Source organism: Candidatus Dependentiae bacterium (assembly GCA_013821315.1).
GTDB lineage: Bacteria > Babelota > Babeliae > Babelales > Babelaceae > JACDHA01.
This window is the reverse complement of the sequence record JACDHA010000023.1, coordinates 1-24,376: the sequence shown is the minus strand read 5'-3', so window position 1 is coordinate 24,376 and position 24,376 is coordinate 1. Positions and strand designations below refer to the sequence as shown.

General features: G+C 34.6%; 26 protein-coding genes. 17 read left to right on the top strand and 9 right to left on the bottom strand.

Annotation, left to right across the window (positions count from 1 at the left end; genetic code table 11):
• The 4 genes from H0X48_05555 to H0X48_05540 form a co-directional block, all read left to right on the top strand.
• On the top strand, positions 1–536 hold a 536-nt coding region (locus H0X48_05555; GenBank protein MBA3954756.1), incomplete at its 5' end, for a hypothetical protein.
• Between the two features lie 306 nt (positions 537–842).
• Positions 843–1,625: a hypothetical protein gene (locus tag H0X48_05550; protein MBA3954755.1), complete on the top strand. Its 783-nt coding sequence runs from the start codon at positions 843–845 to the stop codon at positions 1,623–1,625.
• A 233-nt stretch (positions 1,626–1,858) separates the two neighbouring features.
• Entirely contained in the window at positions 1,859–3,592 is a 1,734-nt protein-coding gene (locus H0X48_05545) for a hypothetical protein (protein MBA3954754.1), read from the top strand.
• A gap of 40 nt (positions 3,593–3,632) precedes the next feature.
• Positions 3,633–5,489, top strand: coding sequence for a hypothetical protein (locus H0X48_05540; GenBank protein ID MBA3954753.1), 1,857 nt, complete (start codon positions 3,633–3,635; stop codon positions 5,487–5,489).
• 8 nt (positions 5,490–5,497) lie between these two features.
• On the opposite strand, the gene H0X48_05535 is transcribed toward H0X48_05540, so the two are convergent.
• The gene (locus tag H0X48_05535; protein ID MBA3954752.1) at positions 5,498–6,190 is read right to left on the bottom strand and encodes a hypothetical protein; all 693 of its coding nucleotides are present in this window, start codon (positions 6,188–6,190) and stop codon (positions 5,498–5,500) included.
• Positions 6,191–6,369: 179 nt separating this feature from the next.
• Here H0X48_05535 and H0X48_05530 point away from each other — a divergent pair, with 179 nt between their 5' ends.
• The 6 genes from H0X48_05530 to H0X48_05505 all read left to right on the top strand — a co-directional run bounded on the left by H0X48_05530 (position 6,370) and on the right by H0X48_05505 (position 10,846).
• A complete protein-coding gene (locus tag H0X48_05530; GenBank protein MBA3954751.1) occupies positions 6,370–7,269 on the top strand; it encodes a DMT family transporter in 900 nt (299 codons plus the stop codon).
• A 29-nt stretch (positions 7,270–7,298) separates the two neighbouring features.
• On the top strand, positions 7,299–8,210 hold the full coding sequence (locus tag H0X48_05525; GenBank protein ID MBA3954750.1) for a DMT family transporter: 912 nt from the start codon (positions 7,299–7,301) through the stop codon (positions 8,208–8,210).
• Positions 8,211–8,276: 66 nt separating this feature from the next.
• Positions 8,277–8,906 carry a hypothetical protein gene (locus H0X48_05520; GenBank protein MBA3954749.1) on the top strand — a complete coding sequence of 210 codons (630 nt, stop codon included), beginning with the start codon at positions 8,277–8,279 and terminating at the stop codon, positions 8,904–8,906.
• 134 nt (positions 8,907–9,040) lie between these two features.
• On the top strand, positions 9,041–9,226 hold the full coding sequence (locus H0X48_05515; protein ID MBA3954748.1) for a hypothetical protein: 186 nt from the start codon (positions 9,041–9,043) through the stop codon (positions 9,224–9,226).
• A gap of 23 nt (positions 9,227–9,249) precedes the next feature.
• Positions 9,250–9,411 (top strand): hypothetical protein, encoded by a 162-nt coding sequence (locus tag H0X48_05510; protein MBA3954747.1) that lies wholly within the window; start codon positions 9,250–9,252, stop codon positions 9,409–9,411.
• 403 nt (positions 9,412–9,814) lie between these two features.
• Positions 9,815–10,846 carry a hypothetical protein gene (locus H0X48_05505; protein MBA3954746.1) on the top strand — a complete coding sequence of 344 codons (1,032 nt, stop codon included), beginning with the start codon at positions 9,815–9,817 and terminating at the stop codon, positions 10,844–10,846.
• Between the two features lie 102 nt (positions 10,847–10,948).
• Here the strand turns inward: H0X48_05505 and H0X48_05500 are convergent, their stop codons facing one another.
• The 4 genes from H0X48_05500 to H0X48_05485 form a co-directional block, all read right to left on the bottom strand.
• Positions 10,949–12,190 (bottom strand): hypothetical protein, encoded by a 1,242-nt coding sequence (locus H0X48_05500; GenBank protein ID MBA3954745.1) that lies wholly within the window; start codon positions 12,188–12,190, stop codon positions 10,949–10,951.
• Entirely contained in the window at positions 12,163–14,421 is a 2,259-nt protein-coding gene (locus tag H0X48_05495; protein MBA3954744.1) for an ABC transporter substrate-binding protein, read from the bottom strand. Before H0X48_05495 ends, H0X48_05500 begins: the two co-directional genes overlap by 28 nt.
• Positions 14,422–14,432: 11 nt before the next feature.
• Positions 14,433–15,479, bottom strand: a complete 1,047-nt coding sequence (locus H0X48_05490) for a hypothetical protein (GenBank protein MBA3954743.1) — start codon at positions 15,477–15,479, stop codon at positions 14,433–14,435.
• A gap of 75 nt (positions 15,480–15,554) precedes the next feature.
• On the bottom strand, positions 15,555–16,934 hold the full coding sequence (locus tag H0X48_05485; protein ID MBA3954742.1) for an FAD-binding protein: 1,380 nt from the start codon (positions 16,932–16,934) through the stop codon (positions 15,555–15,557).
• Positions 16,935–17,110: 176 nt separating this feature from the next.
• On the opposite strand from H0X48_05485, the gene H0X48_05480 reads away from it, so the two are divergent.
• A complete protein-coding gene (locus tag H0X48_05480; GenBank protein ID MBA3954741.1) occupies positions 17,111–17,809 on the top strand; it encodes an ankyrin repeat domain-containing protein in 699 nt (232 codons plus the stop codon).
• A gap of 121 nt (positions 17,810–17,930) precedes the next feature.
• Positions 17,931–18,845: an ankyrin repeat domain-containing protein gene (locus H0X48_05475; protein MBA3954740.1), complete on the top strand. Its 915-nt coding sequence runs from the start codon at positions 17,931–17,933 to the stop codon at positions 18,843–18,845.
• A gap of 45 nt (positions 18,846–18,890) precedes the next feature.
• On the opposite strand, the gene H0X48_05470 is transcribed toward H0X48_05475, so the two are convergent.
• Together H0X48_05470 and H0X48_05465 are read right to left on the bottom strand one after the other, a co-directional pair.
• Positions 18,891–19,331 carry a DUF305 domain-containing protein gene (locus tag H0X48_05470; GenBank protein MBA3954739.1) on the bottom strand — a complete coding sequence of 147 codons (441 nt, stop codon included), beginning with the start codon at positions 19,329–19,331 and terminating at the stop codon, positions 18,891–18,893.
• A gap of 31 nt (positions 19,332–19,362) precedes the next feature.
• Positions 19,363–19,722, bottom strand: coding sequence for a hypothetical protein (locus H0X48_05465; GenBank protein MBA3954738.1), 360 nt, complete (start codon positions 19,720–19,722; stop codon positions 19,363–19,365).
• 201 nt (positions 19,723–19,923) lie between these two features.
• On the opposite strand from H0X48_05465, the gene H0X48_05460 reads away from it, so the two are divergent.
• Together H0X48_05460 and H0X48_05455 are read left to right on the top strand one after the other, a co-directional pair.
• Entirely contained in the window at positions 19,924–20,487 is a 564-nt protein-coding gene (locus tag H0X48_05460) for an ankyrin repeat domain-containing protein (GenBank protein ID MBA3954737.1), read from the top strand.
• A gap of 126 nt (positions 20,488–20,613) precedes the next feature.
• Complete coding sequence (locus H0X48_05455; protein ID MBA3954736.1) at positions 20,614–21,288, top strand: hypothetical protein; 675 nt, start codon at positions 20,614–20,616, stop codon at positions 21,286–21,288.
• On the opposite strand, the gene H0X48_05450 is transcribed toward H0X48_05455, so the two are convergent.
• Together H0X48_05450 and H0X48_05445 are read right to left on the bottom strand one after the other, a co-directional pair.
• Positions 21,278–22,051: a class I SAM-dependent methyltransferase gene (locus H0X48_05450; protein MBA3954735.1), complete on the bottom strand. Its 774-nt coding sequence runs from the start codon at positions 22,049–22,051 to the stop codon at positions 21,278–21,280. The genes H0X48_05455 and H0X48_05450 overlap by 11 nt on opposite strands.
• 51 nt (positions 22,052–22,102) lie before the next feature.
• On the bottom strand, positions 22,103–22,429 hold the full coding sequence (locus H0X48_05445; protein ID MBA3954734.1) for a DUF305 domain-containing protein: 327 nt from the start codon (positions 22,427–22,429) through the stop codon (positions 22,103–22,105).
• Positions 22,430–22,628: 199 nt separating this feature from the next.
• On the opposite strand from H0X48_05445, the gene H0X48_05440 reads away from it, so the two are divergent.
• The 3 genes from H0X48_05440 to H0X48_05430 all read left to right on the top strand — a co-directional run.
• Complete coding sequence (locus H0X48_05440; protein ID MBA3954733.1) at positions 22,629–23,429, top strand: ankyrin repeat domain-containing protein; 801 nt, start codon at positions 22,629–22,631, stop codon at positions 23,427–23,429.
• 14 nt (positions 23,430–23,443) lie between these two features.
• Entirely contained in the window at positions 23,444–24,022 is a 579-nt protein-coding gene (locus H0X48_05435; protein ID MBA3954732.1) for a hypothetical protein, read from the top strand.
• Positions 24,023–24,111: 89 nt separating this feature from the next.
• A partial coding sequence (locus H0X48_05430) for an ankyrin repeat domain-containing protein (GenBank protein MBA3954731.1) occupies positions 24,112–24,376 on the top strand: 265 nt, incomplete at its 3' end.

Genomic DNA, 24,376 nt, shown 5'->3' with positions numbered 1-24,376 from the left:
TGGAGCACGCGCAGTCTGAGCTTGTGGCAAAAGCAAGTATTCAGGCTTTGTACTTAACATTACTGGCGAACTTAGAATGGTTAGCTTTAGAAGATCAAGCACTTGCTCAACTAGCTAAGCTTAACAGCGCCACTAGACTTGCCATCGAAAATCAATTGTGGATTAAACATAAAGTAACATTAGCAACTGCATTATGTGCCTATTTTACATATCATCTTCCTCCGTCAGCACCTCACAATCGTTTTTCAGAAATAGTAGACACAACAACAGTGCTAGGTGTAACTGAAATACCTCAAACACCATTGTTATTTGATGTGCAAGTAATGTCTAGGCGTATAGGTGTATTGGGTACCTCAAAACACCGTACTATTAAATGTGGACCTTTTTCGCTTGAAGAATCATTGCTTTTATTATATTGCAAAGGTGACTCTTTAGATCGAGGTTGGGACTATATCTCTGATGATACTAAGCAGATACTTAAAACATTAATTAAAAGGCTTGATGTTTGGATGGAGTTAGCAGTTTTTAGTGTATAGAAAGGGATTTCTAGAGAGATTCCTTTCTAGCTGCTAATAAAAAACGTATGTCATCAAAAGTTACATAAGTATAATCCTGTTCTTTACCAAGGCGTTTTATTAGAGTTGTTTTTTCTGTTTGATATGCTCCTATTAATAAAGTTATAGGGCTGCGCAATAATGCTTTTATAAATCATATTATTATTCCACAGTCTGGTATAATTAAAATAGTTGATTAGAATTAACCTTGAAGTAGTACTTAACAATGTATTATTATTCCTAAAAGACTAAAGATAGTAAAAAAATCAAAATAATTAGGATAAAAGAATGAAGTATAATTTTTTTTCTCATGTTGTAATGTTAGTCTGTCTAACAAGTCTATTACATGGCGTTAACAATGTTATTTTTGAACTAGACGATCTGCTTTTTACGCCAAACCAAGACACAAGCGCGTTAAAAGGGCTTGTAACTGAAAAAACTATTGATCATTATCGTAGTAGGTTGTTTGAGATAGTAGCTAAAATACCTGTACAACAACGTGGCTTATTACCAAAGGTCTTTTTTAAAGATCTTATATTTCCATCTGCCTGGTGCTGGTATTTTATTAATAAGTTTTCTAGCAAAGAAATGCATGACAAAGTAAGTGATATAATAAAAAAAGAGATAGCATGGTTTTGGCCCGAGCGCTCTATTTTATTGCATGCAGCTTCTCTTGCTTTTAATCCTGAAGCTGAGGCATCTATTATGCTTCCCGTAACAAAGGGGCATGAACTTGTACGTGCCTGTGCTCAAAATCCACATAACAGACTATTTTTGTTTTCAAATAAAAATACAGAAACTATAACTGCTTTACAAAAAAAATATCCCGATTTTTTTAAATTATTTTATAAAATAGCAGTATCTGGTACTCTTAAACAGCTTAAGCCTAGTAAAGCTGCCTATAAATCATTACTTGCTACCTATAAACTTAATCCAACTGACTGTTATCTAATTGAAACTAAGCCAGACTATCTTGAGCCTGCAAAAAGCTTGGGTATGCAGTGCTTTTTATGTGACACTCAAAATATTGCTGCGGTAAAAAATGACTTAAAAAAGCAAAATGTTATCTAAGGTTCCTGGGCAAGACAGGTCTCGATTTAAACTTAAAAAAAATAGTAGAACAAAGGGATTAGGTAAAATATACCAACACGTGGTGTAAATTATGCCATTTCGTGGTATATTTTGCGCGAGAAAGAAATTTGAATTAAAGTTTCAGTTCGACAATTTTAAAGAAAAAAGATACAATTAAGTATAATTAAATTAATATGTCTTATTTCTTTACGACAGGTTGTCTTGAGGCTTTAATGAAAAAAATAATAATAGTGACCTGTGGTATGTTTTTATGGCTAAGTTGTAGCATCCTGTTAAGAGGTATGAGTCAAGAATTTGCTGCATATTGTCTAACTCCTGCTCAAACAGAGATTTTGAAGGAGATTTTAAAAAAAACAGATAAAGCTCAAAGATGTATTCAGGAAAAAAAGCATGATGAAGCATATTTACTTTATAAAGAAGTAGCTGATGCTCTTGAGCTTCATTACAAAGAGTCTGGCCAACATAAAAATAAACAACTAGATGACCTTTTGGGTGCTGCGGTGTTTGATTTAGGGCAACTATCAGTGCATAAAGGCAACTTTGCTGAAGCTTTTACTTGGTTTGAAAAAGCAATTACTTATTGCACTCAATTTAATACTAAAGCCTTAGTCTACTATCTTGGTACTTATCTAGAGCTTCGGCATTCTCAAGAAAATTTATTTTTGCGATTTGAATTTCTTGAAAAATGTATTGCCTATGCTGATAAATGTATGATGTCATCTGATGTTAGTGCTGAGCAGCGTAAAATAGTAAAGAAAGCTCGTATGCAAGCTCTATCTGACATAACTAAAGGTTGGGCGGATTTAGATTGTAATAATCTTGATAATCATACTTATTTACGAAAAGGTCTTGTTTACTTACAAGAGATTATCCGAGCATATCCCACAGAAGTGGCGCTACCTATGTATAGAACAGCTTGTTATAATCGAGTAAAAATACAGCATTCTTTTGGAAGTTATTACCATACAAAAGCACTGATGGATCCTTCTATAGAGAAGTATGATAGCGCTCTTAATTTTTTTAAACTTATAGTTGATTTTTTTCCTGAGTTTCAAAAACAGGCTCAGAGCTATTTAAATGAACAAACAAAAGAGAAAATGGCTGAGCTGTTTAATCCTGTAGGAGTACATCTAGAAATAGCTCCACTCATGCATACTATTATAAAAATACAAGAAATTGTTCAGGCAGTTAAAAGAGCTATGCCGTTAGTGCTCCTTAAAAAAATAGCTTTTTTAATTAAAAGAGATCAACCTATTCTAGATGGTACTCTAATACCCATGCTTGAAGAAGTAGTAATCCTTGCTCAAGATAATCCTGCTATTGATAGTCAACAGATTAAAGAAGAGATTATGCAGCTTAAACTTAAAAAGGCAAGTAGCCTTATACGTAAAGCTGTTAAGCCTGAACAAAAAGAAGCATTGACTTATATAACAGATATACTTAATCAAAGTACTAATAAAGATCTTAAAGAAAAAGCATTATATATACGGGCATTACATATTATTGAACAAGAGCCGTTTAAGCACAAACTTGAATCGGCACTTAAGGACCTTGAAGGTATTACTCAAGCAACAGGTGATTTTGCTTTGCAAATTAAAATACTTCAGGGAGCTGGACAAGTAAAGTTAGCGCAGCTCCTTTTAAATGAGTTTGATAATCCTCAAGCTAATAAAGAAGTTTTAACCACTCGTATTGAAAAATGCATTAGAGAGGGATTTACCTGTTCAGATGCCACTACATTAAAAGATTGTTTGTTTGTTCATGCTCAACTATTAACCAAAAAAAGAGACAGGCAAAGTTTAGAACAAGCTTTAACGTATTTTAATAATCTCCTTAAAGACGGTTATCAATCAAAAAAAATTAATAAGTATTTAGGGCCACTGTATTACGCTCTTGGTAATTGTTGCGCCCAAGAAAACGATAGAGAGAGCACTTACTTATTTTAATAACAGTTGGACCAACTTTTACTGTAGCCCCGCTGCTGAAATGATACTAAAATACAAACTTAATCACATTACATCTCTTGATGAGAGTTCTTATCTACTTACTTTAAGTCAAAAGATAACTCCAACAGTAGAAAATAGTGCATTTTTAAAAGATGCAGTTGCCGTGCTTTATTATAAGCAAGCTCAACTAAATGCTGAACAAGTTGACAATCAAGAGGCGCTTTCTAGTGCTATTGCTTATTTAGAAAAAACACCACCGACAAACTCTCATGTGTATTTAAAACAAGCCTATACTAATTTAGGTTTGTATTTATATAAACTTAATGTCCCCACAGCCAATGCTTCAGCTTTAGAACTATGTATTAAGGCTTTAGCATTAGATGTTGAGCTTAAAACTGTTCTTAAACAACCTTTATACACATTATTTATTCGTGCTATTGGTGCAGCTAGTACATTAAAAGAACAAGCGCAAATTGGAGCATTTACGCGCATACAAGGGCTTATAGCAAAACAACAACAACTTTTTGAGCAGGAAGAGCTTAAAGGTTTATATGATGCTCTTGCTAAGGCTTATGTATCTTTGGTTGATTATCACGTACAAGAGTATTGTGCGGGACACTTATATGTTGAATCTAAAAGGCGCCAAAAAGCTAAAAGCAATAATCGTGTAAGTGTGTTAAAACAGATACAAGAGATGCTCAAAATTATCGCCACTTATGGCAGTGTAAACACTCAAGCAGATGCCTACCTCTGTTATAGTAAAATACTGCTACACGATAAAAAGCATAACGAGTTACAAGAGTTACTTGGTCCTTTAAGTACAACAAGTCTTCAAGCTAAAGCAATTCTTGACCAGTTGGCTCAAGAAAACAAAAATAGTGAAGAGCAGTTAGTAGATTTAGAACGCGCTCTAAGTGAAAAATTGCAACTAGCGACGGTTATGCAAACTCAAATGGAAGAAGTTGCAACGGTAGAAACTTTTAAAAAATCAAAAAAAGCAAAGAAAAAGCGTCGTAAAAAAAACTCACCTGCTAGGGAGTCTTCTACATCTCACGTTGAGCCTATGCCTGATGCATTAGATGAATCGTATGATACTTATTTTCAAGCTGGTATTAACTGGGTACAAAAAGAGATAGAAGATCTTAAAAATAGTAACGATGCATCTAGTGGCAACTCCAACTCAAATACACAACAAAGTAGTTTTGAACAGTACAGTGAAAAAATATATCAAGAAGCTATGAGCTTGCTTGAGGGAACTCAGGGAGAGCAAAATGTGTGGGCCGGTATTCGTATGCTTAAAAAGGCTCTTATACTTGGTAGCGCACAGGCAGCATATATGTTAGGGTCTATTTATAGAGAAAATCATACTATCTGGGGTTTGCGAAAAGATATTTTCGTTGATCCACGAAACTTTGGACTTGATTTTTATGTTCTTAAAACACCATTGCAATTTATTGAACGTACTCCTGAGTATTGTAAGTGGTATGCTGCGCGTCTAGTGCGTAGTCAACAAGTAAAAAGTGGTATAGAACAAGCAATTGACTGGTCATTACATAATTTGCATGTTATGGATCATGCAAGTTATGCAAACTTAATAAAAGATGAGAAAGCTTTTCATGCATACAAAAATGGTGCTGCTTATGCCTATTTTGATTTTGCTAAAAAATTATGTGGTAATGCAACCTCCTCTTATTATCTTAATTTACTAAAAGAGGTTGAGTTCTACCAAAATAATGCTTATACCTATAGGTATGATTACTCTGAAGATCAAGAGTATGAGTTGCAGCGTGAAGCTGCTTTAGAACAAAGCAATAAAGATTTACTTGAGTTAGAACAAGATCCAGTTACGCAAGAAGTTAAGCAATGGTTAGCTAAGTATCAATTAGAGACCCAGTAAGTAGCTGCTTATTGTAAAAATAAATCGGTGCTTAAGGCAGACTCAAGAAATGCTGAGCACTCAGTTTCTAAACTAGAAAGGCCAGATCTGAATTTCCATCTATTGATAAAGCCGAGATTATGCTGTTTTGCTAAAGCGCTTACTCTGTCAGCGTTAAATTGCTCAACAAGTGTTCTTTTTGATTGATTGTAACATTTATGCAGAAGTGCTTGCGCAGCTTTTTTGTCTTTATCTAGCTTTACTACCGTTACTAACGTTTCTAGGGTGCTTGAGCCGAGCTGTTCTCCTAAACTTAAAAACTCTTGGCCAAACTGTTTATACTGCCCGTTACGTATAACTGTTTTAGCTACAGTGTCAGAAGCTTTTTTATGATGATCAGCAGCTAGCTTTTGCATTTCAGCCAGACGAGAAGAATAGATTTTTAGTTGATTTTTAGTAAGTTTATGCTTTTTAAGATCTTGCTTGGAGTTGAGTTTAGAAAGTAGTCCAGCAGTAAATTCTTTTTGAAAGTAAGCTTTTATTACCTGAAAGTCTTGAGCAGGGTAATCGCACGTAAGTTCAAAAACTACAACGCGCACCATTAAATCAAAGCATTGGTGTTCTAATGTTGCCATAGTGCTCAATAATTGAGTTTCGCTTATGCCGTAGGCTAAAGAAAAACAACTTACTAAAGCTAAAAATGTTTTTTTGAGCAAGCTCATCTGAGCCCTTTCTTATCTTAAAATGGGTGCTTATTTTTTTTATACTAGTAGTTATTAGTGTACGTAGTTTATTTCTCTACGCAACAGCCTTTAGAGGTGCTCTAGGAGCAGGGTGGTGTTTTTGATTGCCTTATGGTAAACTATAAAAACACATACAGTAATATCTGAGGTATACCACTATGATCGCCGTTTTTTTACTTAATATTTTTTATGCACTCGTATGCCCTATTGGTAAAGTAGCGTTGTATTATACATCGCCTTTATTCTTAACGGGATTTCGCATGGTGCTTGGTGGCGCAGTTGTGCTTGCTTATCAGTATATTTTTAGGCGTGATCGCTTTGTAGTTCCGACTATTTCGTGGTGGCCTTTATTTTGGGCGGCTGTATATACTATTTATCTTACTAACTGGTTGGAATTTCTCGCTCTTGAACATTTAACCCCCGCTAAAACTTCGTTTTTATATAACTTGTATCCCTTTGTGTCAGCCTTACTGTCAGTGACTTATTTGCGTGAAGGATTATCAGGTAAAAAATGGCTTGGTATTTGTATAGGGCTTTTAGGCTCGATACCATTGCTTATAAGTGCTGATGCAGCTGATCCACATTTATATAAGTATTTTGGTTTAGTATCAGTACCTGAATTAGCATTACTTGCTTCTGTGTTAGTCTGTCCGCTTGGCTGGATATTTATTCAAAAAGCGGTATGTCAAAAAGGATGCGATTCTGTTATGGCTAACAGTGTTACTATGCTTATTGGTGGCCTTATGGCTCTTGTGCATTCTGGGCTTACCGAAAACTGGAACCCTGTGCCTGTTACTAATGTACCGTGGTTTTTAATAACTACGGGTGGTCTTATAGTAGTTTCTAATCTTATATGTAACACTATGTATATAGAATTACTTAAAAAGTATACGATTACTTTTCTTTCGTTTACTGGATTTATAACTCCTATAGTGACAGCCATATTTGATTGGTTGTTTTTTGGTTATCGTGTTCCTACAACGTTTTATATCTCAATGTCTATTATGTTTATTGGTTTTTATATCTTTTATAAAGCAGAAGAAACCACACCTATTTAATCTATTTTTATAGCTACGAAATTATACTTATGATTCTTGTTGTTTTTCTTTATATGGTATGCGCTAGTATGTTCACCATTAGCAAATGGGCTCTAGCTTATACCCAACCACTTTTTTTTGTTGCTGTACGTATGCTTGCTGCAGGGTTACTGCTTAATGCCTATTGTTTACTTAAAAATCCTAGGCTGCTCGAACATAAAATAAGCTATTATATAAAACGGGATTGGTTGCTGTTTGCGCAAGTAATTTTATTTCATATTTATTTAACTTATGTGTGTGATGCATGTGCTCTTAAAGATATATCAAGTATAGAATCAGCTTTTCTCTATAATTTATCCCCCTTTATTGCAGCATTGTTTTCGTATATGGCATTTTCTGAAAAGATGACACCCAAAAAATGGTTGGGCTTGAGTCTTGGGTTTTTTTCACTTATTCCGTCGTTTATACATGAGGCTTACCAAGGCATATTACTACAATCGTTAACACCTAAACTGATTACGTTTGGAGCAGTTGTCTTTAGTGCCTATGGGTGGGTAGTGGTACGCAAACTGGTAAAAGAGCGTGATTATTCTTCAATATTTGTCAATGGTGTAGGTATGTTTTTTGGTGGCCTACTAGCGTTAGTTACTTCTGGATGTGTTGAATGTTGGGATCCTTTCCCTGTGTCTCATTGGATACCCTTTATTCAAGCAACAATACTTATTGTAGTAGTTGCTAATTTGATATTTTATAATTTGTATGGTTATTTACTTAAAAAATATACAGCAACATTTTTATCGTTTGCTGGCTTTATGTGTCCTGTCTTTGCCGCTTTATTAGGATGGCTATTTTTAGGTGAACGTATACCTGGATCATTGCTTGTATCATTTTTATTTGTACTTTCAGGATTATATATCTTTTATCAAGAAGAGCTACGTCAAGGGTATATTGAGTCAAAATAGGACCAGTTGCACTTTTATTTTAAATACGTAGACTGAAAGTATACTATTTAACATGGAGGAATAATTATGAATGGTATTCAAAAGAAAACAGTATTAGTATTAGTTGCTGCTAGCACCTTTGGTGTTCAAGCTATGGACGATGCTGCACCAGCAGGTCGTAAAATTACACCAGTTGTTACTTTAACTGAAGTAACAAAGCTACTTTTAAATGATGGAGCTCAAGGGTTAAAAGCTGCGTCAGGTACTCGTTCAGGCAAAACAGCTTTAGCTTTAGCAGGTTTAGCTATTGCAGGTTCGGCTGCTTATAAGTTATATAATAGAGCTAAGCCCGTTGCAATACTCGTAGAAGATCGTGCTCCTGAAAATGAAAATCTAGCAGTAGAGCTTGTACAAGAAGGTCAAGTTCCTGTGGTACCAGCTGATCAAGACGCGGTAAAACAAATTCTTGTAGTTCCTCAAGTTGAAGAGCTAGAAGAATGGGAAGCTATGCTTATAGAATTGCTTCAATGGCGCCCCATTGCACCTTCAGCTGAAGAAGAAGGTATTGTTCAATCACTTATTGCTGAAGTAGAAAGATTAAAAGAGCCAAGTCTTCTTTTAGAAAACAGAACTTTTATGGATCTTTTTAAAGATGATGCTGATGCAACGGAAGCATTGCATACAGTGTGTGCATTACACAAATCACACAACAGTTAATTTATTAAAAAATAGTATAAAAAGAGGTGCTTTAACGGCACCTCTTTTTTTGTTCGTAGATATCTTGCATTTTTATAGTATAATAAGCTACAACTATACAGACGACTGTTAGATTAACGTAAGAAAGGATTTTAGTGAACATAATTAAGATACTTATAGGTGTAGCTCTTTTAGGTATAGTTTCTTCTGTTCCTTTTGTAGGTTTAGGAGCGCTTGATGCATTAGGACTACCTATACCAATGATTGTGCTAGGTATTATTGGTTTAGCATTAGTTATTGGTGGCATTAAATTGATTATTGATGGATTGCAAGAAGCATAAATTGTAAAAAGAAAGGAGGCTCCGTGGACGTAATAAAAGTTGCTATAGGTGTAGCGCTTATGGCTTTTGGACTTGGTTCATATACCTATTTTATGGGTATTCCAGGTATAGTTATTGCAGTAATATGTGTACTTGTTGGGCTAAAAATATTGCTTGACGGTATAGGTAGAGGCTTTAATATTTAATTTTGCTATATTTTAAGAAACTTGTGATAAAATAATACTCTAAAGGCGAGAGCAATCTCGCCTTTTTTTATGCTTACTTCTGCTTCTGTTATGATATCAAAACTCTAAGATTCAGTTTATCCAGAGAAATACAAAAGTTTTTTTTAGTTAAGTCTTCAAACTCTAAATAGAGCTTTCTGGTAAGGCTTTTTAGTAACTATTTTTTAGATAGTCGTAGCGCACCAAAAATTTAAGAATATGTCTACCTTGAGTGTAACCTAGCAACCTCAGCCTTTAAGTATAAATTTTATATATTTTTGGCAATAATATTTATTATTTTTATCAATCTATTGCATTTACTTAATAAAAAATGGTAATGTAATAAAGAAAATAAATCAATAAACATTAACTAAAAGGATACTTTATGAATACCAAAAGATTTTTGATACTATTTTTAATGCTTGGAGGTCTAACAGACCTTATAGCAGCACCTCGTCAAGGTGGTGGCAATCAAGGTAGAGGCCGCGCAGGTAGCGGTGGAACTAAATCGTTTGCAGCATCTGGTATGTCAGGAGCACGTATGGGCAGCGCAGGGCGTACAGGTGGTTCTCAAGCATTTAGATCAGGCAGTGCTGGACGAACAAGTTTTAACACAGCATCGATAAATAGAGGCACTGCTGGTAGATCATTTAATGCATCTACGCGTCAAGCAGGCCAACTTGCTAACAGAACGTCAATAAATAGAGGTGTTACGGGTAGATCACTTAATACATCTTCTTATAGACCAGGCCAACTTGGTAGAAGTAAAAATTTTACTTCATCTATAAATCGTCAAAACTTTTCTGCAGGACGTTCTAATTTTACGGGTAACCGTAGTAACTTAGTTGGCAGAGGCACTTTTGGCGGTGGTAGAATTAATCCTGCCGGGCGTCAAAATGTCACTAAAAACATAAACAATTCAAAAAATGTACAAGTATTACGCCAAAAAATGGGTAACCCAAGAAATCCACAATTGGCAAAAAGCTTGTCTCCTAATAGGACATTTAACAATACAAACAGTAAATTCAATAAATACCGTTCAGAAAGACACTTCAGTCAGCAACGTAGCTTTTTAAATAAAGGTTATAAGGGACACCACTGGAACTGGTGGTATCAAAATAATCCATATTTCTTTTATAGTTATTTCCCAAACTATTTCTATAGGTCTTATGGCTATTATCCACCAATCTATTATGATTTTTACGATGCCTATGGGTTTTATCCTGTAAGCACCTACACTACACCAGTATATAATACCAATAATTATATAACTCAATACCCGCAACAACCTGTGTATGGTCAGTATGAAGATCAGGATAATCTTGTAGGCGACCAAAGAGGCTGTGTTCAAAATTGCTTGAATACAACTAATGACTCTTTAAGCGCATGCTTAGATGGTTGTGGTGCCGTAGTTTAATATAAGCACTATATAATTAATACTATGATAAAGGGCCTCTTGAGAGGCCCTTGTTTTTAGTTAATAAATCACCGCTAATTACTACTAAAGGGGCGCATGCTTTTACATCCCCGTTAATATTGCTGATAAATTTTTACCATAAGTTATATAATCTAAAGGATCACCTAGAGTTTTATATATCGGCAAAGTTTTGCCTGTATATAAGTTACGCGTAGGATTATATTTAAACTGTTTATCGTAACGTACATCGCGATTATACAATGTAATAGCACTAGTATTAATAGAGTTTCCTATAGTTATAATAGTAAAAGCATCGTAAAAATATCTAAACTTCATGCGATACTGCATACTGGCAGAAGAAGTAAAAGACCAATGTGCTTTATCTTTTTCTTGGCCAAAATAGAGTCCTGTAAAATCTTGAGAGAGAATAGTGCTTTTGGGAGCCGTAATCATAACAGATACAGGCTGGAGTGTAGGTCCTTTTTGAGTAATTAAGCAAGGTGTTACTTTGTTTAAGGGTACTTTGCGAGAACAACGGTCGCTTTTAAGTTCCTTATTTTCATTACCTAAATAAGATATTCTTAAAGATGTCTTTGATTCTGGTGTAGAAACATAGAGCGCTGCAAATAAAGAATTAAATAAATTTTCCAAGAGCGTCAATACCTGTTTTTGTGGTCTAAATGTAGCATCAAGAGATTGCCTAAAGGCTCCTTTTGTCCATCGTTTTTTCTCCTCAAAGGGACCTGTACTATAAATACAAGCGTTTGGATTAGCTTGTAATAGATGCAAAAGCAGTTCCAGTGTTTGAAGAGCATATGCAGACGAACCAATACCATTACCATTAATTACAAAATAGTAGTTTGATGCAGTTAATTTAAATTGATTATCTAGTACTTTTTTTGAATAGAGTTCTTGCAAAATACGAACTAATGAATGGTAATTACCATTAATATCACCTAGTACAATTAACTGAGTACCTGTAGGGACAGTGAGCATTGCTGCGTAGTAGTCAATTAATGGTTTATATTTTTGAACCATAGAGTTAAGAAGATTCGAGAAAGAGTAGGGATTCCAGCCTGTTTTTATGATGCCGAGCCATTGACCTAGTTGCTTAACAGTGCTTGGTCTTTGTAGCTGATAAAAAGTCATAAAGCTAGGATTATCCAAAGTATCATTATCTGATTCAGGAAACTCAGGATGTTGGGTACTATAGGTAATCGCTTGTGTAAGCGTAGTAAAACTCCAGCTTTGCGCCCCATAGGTCAACATTAAAAATAAAAAAATACTTGGTATACGCATGGTAGTACTCAAAAATCTTAGTTTAACATAGTTTGTTTTATCCACTTATCTTCTCCTGTATCAAGCCAAAGAGTACGCGATAGCTCTTGGGTTAACTTATTATAATTAAGCTCTAGCCCCTTGTGAGACTTATTTTTTATAGATGCTATTGCTTTATGAATTGCTTCATGCGTTATAGGTCCTTTTATTTGTTGTAATATATAAATAAAAAGATCAGCGTTTATATAACTATTTAAAACAAAAGTATCTAAATCTACGCCGCCTGTCTCTTGAGCACGTGTACGACATTCTTCTACAATAGGTAAGGTGCTTGTATGTGGATTAGGTACAAAATTAGATAAAGTAACTGAAAGCCCTTTTTGGTGTATAAACTTTTTAAAAGAATTTTCACTTAAATCAGAAACGCTAAACAGTTTTTTGTTGTTTAATAATTCTACTCCTGCTTGTCTTATAAATTCTGTGGTAGCAAGAGCGGTTGAAAAAAAACCTATAGCTTCAGCTGAAGAAGTTTTAATCTTGTCTATTGTTTCTTTGAATTGTGCAGTATTGCGACTATAGGGTAGTTCTAGGACTGTTTTAACACCAGCTTTTTGTAGCGCTTTGCGAGCACCTTCTAATGCAGATCTACCATATAAATCATTTTGATAAAGAAAAGCAAGCGATAATAGTGAACTATGAGTAATACTATAAGCAGTAACAGCTTGACCTTCATCTACGTAAGATGCTGTCCAATGCACCAGGTTGGTAAGCTCAGGTTTTCTAAATAAGGGTACCCCAGTGACAGGAAAGAAAACAAATAGTTTGTTGTTTTTAACTAAGTCTACATAAGCTTCAAGAGTAGCGCTTCCTGGAGGCGATAGTATAAGAGTACTCTTATACGTTTTAATAAAGTCCTCAACGTTTTTGCGAGCGCGCTCAGGGGTATATTCATCATTCATATAAATTATTTGTATAGGTCTTCCGTTAACGCCGCCTTCTTCATTTTGTTTGTTGATTCGTAGTGTAAGGCCCGTTCGTATTTGTTTGCTTTGGGTTGATAGCCCTTTAGTAAAATCTAGAGTACAGCCTACTATAATAGGATTTTTTTCATCTGCTAGTGGCACTGTATGTTTGGCGTGTTGACCTGTCAATAGTTGATAGGTAGATCCTTTTTTAAAACCAAGTAGTTCACGTGTATCTTGGTAATAATGAGTAATTGTTGAGTCACCAAGCTTTTCGCCTATAGTTACTACAGCAAAAGCATCATAAGTAAAATTGTATTGTTCTTGATAATAGCGTGTAGGACTTGATAGCACAGACCAAGCAGTAGCTCCTTTATCAGGTTCTATTAAAGTAAGTCCAGTATATTGTTCAAGCGTAATAAAGCGTGTTTCGGCTTTTACAATTGCCTTAACTGGGGGAGCTGTTGAAACTTTATTTTGGTTAATAGAGCAAACTTCTAAGATTCCTGGAGAAACTTTTCTTAATTTATCAGCACATAACGCTGAATAACTTTCTTTTTCTGATCTACTAAAATAAGATATTTCAATGAGCCCCTCTTCGGGATTGAGCGTGCTTATATAGACAGCTGCTGGTAGTGTATTAAAAAAACGGTTAATAAAGCGACCAAGTGGTATCTGTTCATCTGAGAGCCTAGTTGCTTTAATCTGGAGTTCTCGTTTAAGTTGATAATTTTTCCAATAAGAGTTGTCTTCTTGTTGCCCCTTAATATAGATAACTGTCTGCGGATTTTTTGTTATAAGAGTAAGAATTAATGTAAGCGTTTCTATGCTATAAGGCCCACCATTAATAGTATTACCATTAAATATTACATAACAATTTGGTTGTATAATCTGTAGATTTTCATTTATAATTTGTTGTCGTTTAAGCTCGAGTAAATCGCGCACGAGCGAATGAAATTGAGTTGATACCGGGCCGAATACAATACATTTTGTTTCTGGCAAAGCAGTTATTTTTACTACAAATTTTCCGTTGTAGCCTTCTTGTTCACGTTGCTTAACCGTAGATATAAGAATATTTTTAAAATTTCCAATTGACCAAAGTTTTGCTGGTTTGTAAAGGCCAAAATGGCTTAAAAAAATATTAATACGGGAAAGTTCTTGTTTTCTGTGTAGACCTGTATAGAGTAGGTTAACAGCATTTTTTATATCGGGTTGTGGTTGTTCTTCAATTAATTGACTATAACTATATGCTTGATGAAGCGTATCGAAAGCGATAACTATCGTGCTTGAAAGAGTGAGCATACTAAGAACAGCAAACAACCTAAAGATATACATGTTTTCCCTTTTTATCGTAGCCAAAAGTCAATAAGATACAAAGATGTGCTTACTACTAAAGTATGTACTAATACAGTAATCCAGGCCTTTGAGCGGCCTCCAAGTGTCAAAGTAAGAGCATTTACAAAAAAGATTATAAAAACTGCTCCTAAAAATAAGAAAAATAATAAATCAGATAACATAAAGTAACCAACATGGGGAGATAAGTTTTCAATAACAAAGCGATAGGCCAGCAATGCTGTTACACTACCAGTGGACAGTGCAATAATTGATTTAGAGTAGGCCTCTGGATCCATAGAAAGTGAAAATACAGTAATAAAAAATATAAGTATTAAAGGAAGAAGTATAGTAAATAGTTGTCGCGTACCTGAGCGTTTATAATCTATACCAAATACAACACGAGGGTAATAGACATTTTTGTCCTTTGAACCTTCCTCTAAGTGTGATTCAGAGTGCCCTGTATAAACTGATCGGTCATAAGGAATCCAATCAGAAACAATCATATTGGGGGATAAAATAAAACTAGATACCGAAGATTCGTACCGAATTTCACCCGGGGTTACAAAATGGTTGTCTAAAATTATATAAATAGTGTGATCTTCAAGAGGAAATAGGCTAAAGTTCATAGCTGCTTTAAACCGTACTCGAATATCATAGCGGGCAAATACTTTCCCCTCTATAAGCCTTGTAGTAGGTGCCGACAGAGAAACTATTTCACCTTTTTCAATAGAAAATTTACCTAGTGTATCTAGTGATGTTTTACTTGGATCAAACTGAAACCAGATGATACCAGAAAAAACAAACTCATTTTTAAGTACATTGAATTCAGGAAAATCCTTTATGTAAAGGCCTACTTCAACTGTAGTGGGAGTTCCTTGAAACTCCTCTAGATGAGCAGGAGTTATAGGAAATAGTTCAGGCATTTGATCAAGAGAGTTAAAGTTTTTTGTTGAATGGTAAATAGTAATGCCTAAAAGAAGCGAAGTAATACACAGCATTATGAGCTGAAATGAATAGGTCGTTGCATTGCCATGTATTATTTTGGTTATATTACTCATATTCTACCTTCTCCCCTTTTATGTTAGTATTGCTAAATGTGATTAATAAAAGCAACAATTAATCACATTACTAGCTTAAGAACCAAAGACACGTTTGGTAAAAGTATTGCTAAAGATGCCCTTTGGATCCAGTTGTTCACGCACTTTTATAAAGCGTGTAAGATTATCGCCATACAGCTTTTGTGCTTGAGCATGATCTGTAAAATTTATTTTCCCCCAATGTGGACGGCCGCCATGCTTGAGCATAAGGTCTTGATACTCTTTATAAAAATCAAGATTAAGTTGAGAAGACGTTATACTTACGTAGACTGTATCACGATCTGCTGCAGGGCTCAGATAATTATTTGTATCAGCGTTTACAAATCTAAAGAGTACGCCCCAAATTGTAGTGTAAAAACCTTTTTGAGTATATTTTAATAGTAGTTGCTTGATAGCAGGCGCTACTTCTGTAAGCTTATCAAAAGCAATTGCTATTTCTTCTTCTTGATAAAGAACTTGATCATTAGATTTTTGTGCTTGTACAAGTATTTTATAGCCATAATCAACTTGTCCTTTGCTTTCTAGCTGAGTGTATATACTATCGATAACCCGAGGTGTTAGTGAAGGTGCTAAATCAACTAATGTAACCAGTAGCTGACGCACTAATTTACTAGAAAATAGTTTGTTTTTTATCTTTTGCCAGAAAGAACTATGAGAGATATCTTCTAGTGTTTTATTTGTTTTAAATACTAATACTTTGTCGGTGTAGGGATTCCATAAAAACATAGAGTAATCGTTATTATCACGCAGTTGTTTATATTCAGCCCTTGCTGTTGCAAAGTCTGTTACTATACGCTCTTGTTTGAGCCTAACAAGTGGCTGGCAAGCAAAGGTTAACGAGTAGATTATTCCTAAAGCTCCTAAACTAGTACGTGCTGCAGCAAAGTGTTCGCGGTGTGTATCTACTGATAAAGTATGGAGTATGCCGTCAGCAGTTATAAGTTCAAGCTCCTGTATAAAACTTGCCAAAGTACCTGTTTTCCCTGAACCATGAGTAGCAGTTGCTGTAGCTCCTGCAGCACTTTGAGCAGCTATTTCACCAAAATTAGCAAGTGTTAAGTTTTGCTGTGCTAGTTGTTCATTAAGATTATAGAGTTTTATACCACCCTCGACCTTTACTGTTTGTTTGTCTTTATTAATTTCTAGTATTTTATCAAGCTTATCAGTATTTATAAGATAATCGGTGCATACAATATCGCTCCATGAATGGGATGAACCATAGGCATGGATGTGCCAGTTATTAGCACGTGCTCTTTGGACAATATCTATAAGCTCTTGCTTAGTGGCTGGTGCAAAAATTTCTCGTGGTTGACATGTTTGATTGTCACCCCAATTATACCACTTTTTAGATGTCTGACTTGTAGTAATTGCTATAAAAAAAAGAGAAGCACTAATCAAAGCAAAAAATAGTTTCATACAGTCCTTAAGTAAAATTTAGATAGATAAAGCAGTAGTTTTAGTTTAAACAAGAGCTTATTAGCTTAGCAAGACTAAAAATCGCAACAATAAATACGATTGATATAAATTCAATTAGTGCTATACTTTAAAATATAATTAGTAATATATAAATATATTAAATAAAAAGGAGTGTTGTGGTTAACTATAAAATATATTTAGCGCCCGTTATACTTGGTATGGTATTTAGTGCCAGTGCTTTACCAAAAGATTTAAATAACCAATTAGCGTGTGGACTTAGCACACATTTGTCGTGCAGTAAGAAGCTACTTCTTATTGTAAAGTTGGGAGCTTGTGTTAACACTTGTGGAGAAATGGGTTTAACTCTTCTTGCAAAAGCAGTTGAATTTGGTGATATAACTACCGTACAAGAAGTGCTTTCTTTGGGTGCTGATCCTAATGTCTGCGGTGCTGATGGTGTAACGCCCCTTCATCGGGCTGCTGCTTCTTTTATGCCTCAGAGCTTACTTATTACGCAGTTATTGTTACAGTCAGGAGCCTGTCCTTGCAGTAAGAATAATAATGGTCAGACTCCACTTGATATCGCAAGACTGTTAAAGCGGTATGATACAGCTGCGGTAATAAAAAACAAGCAAGCGATAGCTATATTGCTTGAAGAGTCTACTCTTGCTTATATTAAAACAAACAGAGAAAAAAAACAGAATGCTCTAGTGAAAATTTTATCCCCTGAAAAAGGTGCTCGTTTAACCATGTTTTTGACTGTTAAAAAATTAATTTCAAACTTCTGGTATAGATCAAAGAAAGATAGTTTAGAAGCACCAATACAGATGCTACCACAAGATATTGTTAAAATAATTGCTATGCATGCGGTATAAAAGTAGTTCTCATACGAGTATTTAGTTGTTTCTTGCATGTATAGGTAAATAGTAATTATAATGGTAACTAAACAGCTTTGATTAGTAAGATCTGCTATAACTGCAAAAGTAGAACCCTCGTATGAAATTATATTATTATATGATAGCTTTCGTGTGCTGCTTAATGTCTGCTGAAACATATGCTCATAGCTTAAAAGATAAAAAACTTATACGTGCTGTTGAAACAGGTAATGTACGTAAAGTAAAAAAAGCTTTAAAAAGCGGTGCTAATCCTAATATTATTATTAAAAACACTCGTGTTAAAAGTCACTACACTTTGCTTTCTATTGCTGTTGGATATAACTTTAAAGCGCTTATTGAGTTATTTAATTTTGGTGCTAAAGCACTAACTGATCATACTTCTAATGCATGGTCTCAGATAAAGTGTTTTTCAGATTCTTCTAGAATAGAAATACTAAAACTACTGTTGCTTTATAAGGCTAATCCTAACAGTCAGGATTCAGATGGAGAGACAGCGCTCCATTGGGCTGCTTTTATTAACAACAAACAATTTGTGGAACTATTACTTGATGCTGGCGCTCAGCTAGATATTAAGGATACTGTAGGAGAACAGCCACTTCATTGGCATGCTGCTTTAGGCAATACTGAAAGTATAGAGCTTTTACTCTCTTATGGTGCTAATGGTAATGCACAAGATATTCAAGGCAATACTCCTTTACATTATGCCGTACGTATAGGGCAAGTAGGTGCGGTAAAAGCATTATTAAAGGCCAACGTAAGTCTTTCTGTAAAAAACAATCATGGTTTGACGCCGTATGTAACTGCTTGTTCAGCTCGTTTGGGTATAGAGCTAAAAAAGCAGATTGTTAATCTGCTCAATGAATATAAGGACTATATTACTACAATAAAAGTTCTTAAAAAACAGCAAGCTCTAAGTCGTATTTTGTGTAACCCTTCTACTGTCCAATCACCTAATAATTATTTTCAAAATCTGCCGGTTGATATAATTCAGTATATAACTGAGTATTGTTTATAAAGATGTGTATAGTCTACTGTATGATTCAAGTACGGGTGCTTTTTTCTATGCTTTCTGTTTCAGTTTTGATTTCATGAAATCAATTTCTTGTTGCTGTGTTGAGCTGATAGTACTACAAAGTTTTTTAAGCTCAGGATCTTGTAAGTGATTTTGTTTACACATTAAAAGGGCAGCAGCGTGATGTGGAATCATAGACTTTAAAAACTCTTTGTCGGTTATGGCTGTCTGTTTTCTAACACAAGTTATTAATACTATCAGTACTGCTGTACTAGAGAGTATAATGGCTGCATTAAGTTTTTTATTGGTGTACATAGAGCCCATAAGTAGTAATTCTATAAGTAACATAGGGGCAGTCATTGCACCAGCCATATAAAGTTGATTAAGGTTCAGGTAAACATTAGAGTAGCTATCAACCATAATGTACATAAGTATGTACATGGATACAAACGACAAAAGAGCCATGATAAGTAAATTAATGTATTTCATATTTTGTTCCGTTACAGTATGTTACATTGGGTTAACTTGGTTTTATACACACGCTAAATGAATAAGTATCACTAGCAAAACTAATAGAGCCGTTCTTTTTAGGTGATACTTTTAATAAAAATGTTTGCGGGCTGGTGCTCTCTTTAACTGTTATAGTCCCTTGAAAAGTAGCTTCTTGTTCTTCTGTTCTTAAAATTTCCTCAAGGTTAAATGTAATATTTTGAGCGGTAGCATGCCATTTTTTGTTGTGACAAAAACAGACATTTTCTTGCTTTATAACTAAAGGAGCGCTAGCAGGTTGTGTTGCCACAAGACTAATGTCAAACTTAGTTGCTTGTGTTAGCGCAAAAAAAGCTAAAGTTAGGCTAAAAATAGAGAGCGACTTCTTCATTATATTTCTCCTAAAAAGTAATGTGATAGTTATAAAAGATAGTCTATTTAATTTTTATAAAAAAGCTAATTTTATGGAGAGCTTTGCAGGGCTTTAAAAAAGCATATAAAGAGAATAAAAATATATAATCATTTACAAATATAAAATAAATTATATATACTAAGTACTAGGAACATTTGTTTATACCATTAAGGAGAAATAATGAAAAAACAGTTTACAGTTACTTTAGTACTTCTTTTTATAAGCCTAGTCAACTTTGCAAAGGCTCGCACTGAACTTATAAAAGCTATTAAACATGATAATTTAGCTCAAGTACAAGAAGCTTTAAAAAAGAGCACATTGGCTACTCAAGATCAGAAAGAAAAAGATGAAGCTCTACTACAAGCTGCTCTGTATACGGATAACCCCGCAATACTTAAAGTATTGCTTGATGCCGGTGCTGATCTGCAAGCTCATGATGCTTCAGGCATGACTCCACTTCATCAAGCAGCAGCCTATGAGCATAATCAAATTATTAAGTATCTTCTTGAAAAAGGTGCTCTTGTTAATATCCAAGACAAGCAAGGTCATACACCACTTTTTATAGCTGCAGCAGGAGGAAATGTTGATAGCGTGAAATTACTGCTTTCCAAAGGTGCTGATAAAAATATAAAGGACGTACAAGGGAAAACTGTTTTAACTGTTATACAAGAGGTCTATAAGTCTCCTGAGTTTTCTCAAGCAACAAAATCATCATTTCCTGAAATTATAAAGCTTCTAAAGTAACTTATTATATTTATTAATATTTTATGATAATCAGCCTTGCTTATGTAGGGCTGATTATTGATTAAGTTAGGTAACTCTCTATACTAAGTGACGTTTACGTTATTATTTCAACGCTAAGAGAGTAGTATGAAAATAAAATTAATTCCTAGTGTGGCTATTTTCCTATTAGCTATAAATACTTCGTTATGTGTAGGTAATCAAAAGCAGCTTGTAAGCAATGCTCATAGAGTAGGTGAAAGTTTTGCACAAGAACTTATCCATCTTAGTGTTGAACTTATTAGAATACCTGACGCTGAGGTACAAGAGAGATTTGCATACTATTGTATGTTTGAAGTACTAGAAGGGTTTAAAATGCAGGTAGCTGATCGACGAGCGCTTGCAAAGCTTGCCTTAAATACAATTCAGCTACAAGAACTTAAAAAAAATCTAAGTAAAGTAGAGCAGTTTTTTGTAAAAGAAGTGCGTGTTAAAGCACCGGTGATAACAAAAACATCATTTACTGATACCCAAAAAAAAATAAGCCATGCTTTTTTTACGCTCGGCAAAAAGAGTGCCCAGTTTTTAATTGTACTAGAAGCTTATATTCTTAAAAATCCAAAAGAAGATACGCCTACATTTGATCAAATACTAATTGATAGCTGTTATGATGCTTTGAAAAATCAGTTTAAACTGATTGATAGTGCTGCTTTAGCAAAAAAAGAAGCACTAAACAAAGAGCAAGAAAAGCATCTACAAACGCTTATATCTTTAATGCATGAAATGATTGCAGCTCATTTTTATGATACTAGTGTTAATATTTAACAGCCGTAAAGACACTATCTTGAGGTTCTAAATGGTGACTGTTTTGATAAAGAGCAATTAATTTAAAACCAGCTTTTTCAAGTAAAAGTTCCATTTCATACTGGTAATACCAGGTAATAATATGCTCTTCCTGCTCTTGTTCAAGAAGAGTGCCTGCCAAAGTTCTTCTTTCAAAAATACCTTTACTGGTCATCCGTTGTGCCTGAGTATCTAAGGTTATAGAGCTTTTAAGATACAAAAGCGTGCCGTTAATACTCTGTAAAACACGTTTTGTTGTATAGGGACCAGCTGTTTTTAGGGGTGTTTGACCGCAAATGGTGTCTTTAATTATGTCCCACGGGATAAAACATTCTAAGATAAGTATGCCGCCAGGCAGCAAACATTTGTTAAGTTGTTCAAGCGCTTTAAAGGCTTGATCCCGGTCATAAATAAGCTGAAAAGAGCTATAAGTAATACATACTCCAGCATACTTTCTTTCTAATGTAAGATCAGTGAGCGATTGATTAAAAATTACTGGGGTACCGTATTGGTTGGTTGCACGCTTTAGGCAACTTTGAATCATATGCTCTGAGTTATCTACGCCTTGAATGTTATAACCATGTTTAAGCAGTGGAAGCAAAAGTCTACCTGAGCCAGACATGGCCTCAAGCCAAATACCTGGATACTGCTCCAGAAAAGAGCTATAGAAAAGCACTTCTTGTTCTGATGCCCAGGGCGTTTCTAAGTCATAAAATTCGGTACAAAGTTTATTATAAAAAGACATTTTTGCTAGAAGTAACGGTGATTATTAAAACTAATTTAATAATAGTATAAACTACTCAAAACTTTTTGGATAATAAGATTTTTGCCATTCTTCCATCAAGTTAATCTCTTTTTGTTGAGTACTGAGTATGTTTTTTGCCAGTTTTTTAATTTCTGGTCGCTTGGCATGAGTTAATGCTAGTTGAGCCATATCAAGTGCGCTTTGATGGTGAGGGATCATATGCTTTATAAATTCTCTATCAAATGCCTCTCCTTGTTTATCTTTAAGCTGAGTTACCATAGTAATACTGGTCATAGACATTTCTTCGCTAGTTAGTGTGTAGAATAGTAGGCTTAGTAGTAAAATACCAAGCTTGTTTTTAAGAGAGAGAGCTTGCATATGTTTCCTTAAGTAATAGTGGTAGAAAGTCTAAAAAATACACCTATTTATTATTATAATATTAACTATTACTGTATAACAAAATCAATTTTTTAATTATTATTGACTAATATACAATAAATATTGTAAAATAAAAGTTATAACAAGTAATTAGATAATTAGAAAATAGATACTAGTGCTAGAGTAGCGAGGTTATAAAGTGATACGTATTTGTCTATTGCTACTAAATAGTTTGTGTATGTGCTCTTTTGGCATGCAAACGCCCCGAGCGCTCAATGAACAACTTTTAACGGCACTTGATAAAGGTTTGTATCTAGAAGATACTCATATCCTTTTGCCAACAATAAAAGATCTTCTACAGCGAGGTGCCCAGGTAAATGCACAAGATAAGTTAGGTGCTCGACCACTTGATAAAGCATTGCTTTTAGGCAGTACTGAGCTTGTAAAACTTTTACTTGAAAATAAAGCTGATCCTAATTTATCTGACTTTTTAGGCTGGACACCGTTGCATACAGCGGCAAATATGGCTGATAGAGAATTTATTAAATTACTCCTTGAGCATGGAGCAAACACACAAGTAAAAGATTCTAAAGGAAGAACTCCCCAGCTGTTACTTAAAAATACACCAGATTATAGCTTTTTAGGGCCAGCAAGCAAAAAGGATCTTAAAGCATTAATCAAAAACTATCCACTCTTGCATGAAGCGGCTTTAAAGCCAACTGATGGACATATACAACAATCTGTCTATTTTGGATTGCCTCACCTTGTTCATGCGTTTGTTGGTTCTATGCCGGTAAAGCGTTTACAAGAAAAAGGGTATGTTCATTTAGCTCGCGAGAAGTATAAAGAAACAGAAGATGAATCGTATAAAAAGATAGGCCAGCTGTTTAGGCGGCGTCTTGGTTTAAGTGGTCCAGAAAGTGGTATAGCAAAAGAAGGTTTACTGGCAAAGACTCCTTTATACGAAGATATCCTTGAATATATTGGTCAATTTATGTAACAAGAAAGCTACTTATGAAAAAAAAAATTTTTAAGTTACTGTTTTTTATCTTAGTAATTACGAGTCAGGCTCCAACATTTACTAGACGTGCTGTTAGTGGCCGTCAAGGTTTTGGTACTCGGCCAACAGCAACTACATTTGGTGCAACAGGCACAACTCAGTTTAGTGCTGTATCGCCTCAAGGTATTACTATTTCACAAAAGCGAAATGCCACTACCTCATTAGCAGGTCAGATAGCTAACTACCCTACGGTACGTCAAAACTCCTATAATTTCACTAGGTATTCAAGAAATTATAAGGGGCGTAACCGTGATTGGCAGCAACGGGCTAATCCTAATTTTTATTATCAAAATTACCTAAATACTAGTTATTATCCTGATCTTGATTATAACAATTTGGATACTCCAGCTAATTATCAAGATATTTATCCAGAAGAAGTTATCGATTATCCAATTACCTCTCAAGCTCAACCGCAAGGCTCAAATGCCTTGGCACAACAACTGTATCCTGATAAAGATACCTGTATTCGAGCTTGCTTAGATATAACAGTGGATACATTACAAAGCTGCCTTGTGCAATGTGGTGCATCTTGAATAAAAACTATTGAATATTAAAAATTAATTAATTTATAATAATAGTATATTAGAAAAAATTTTAATAATATAAAAAGTGTAGAGGTTCTATGAAACAAGCGGTATATTTTTATGTGCTTATGTTCTCTGCCTTTTACTGTACTGTCTTTGGAGGTAAGCACGGTAATGGTCTTTTAAAATCCAGTGGCAAATTAAACTCAATTAAAGAGGAAGATATGCCGTATCTGAGTCATGATATATTTTATACAACTCCATTGCATAGAGCAGCAAAAGAAAACAATATTTCATTAGTCAAAGACTTTATTAAAAATGAAGCTTATGTAAATGCTCAAGATGGTTTTCAAGATACGCCTT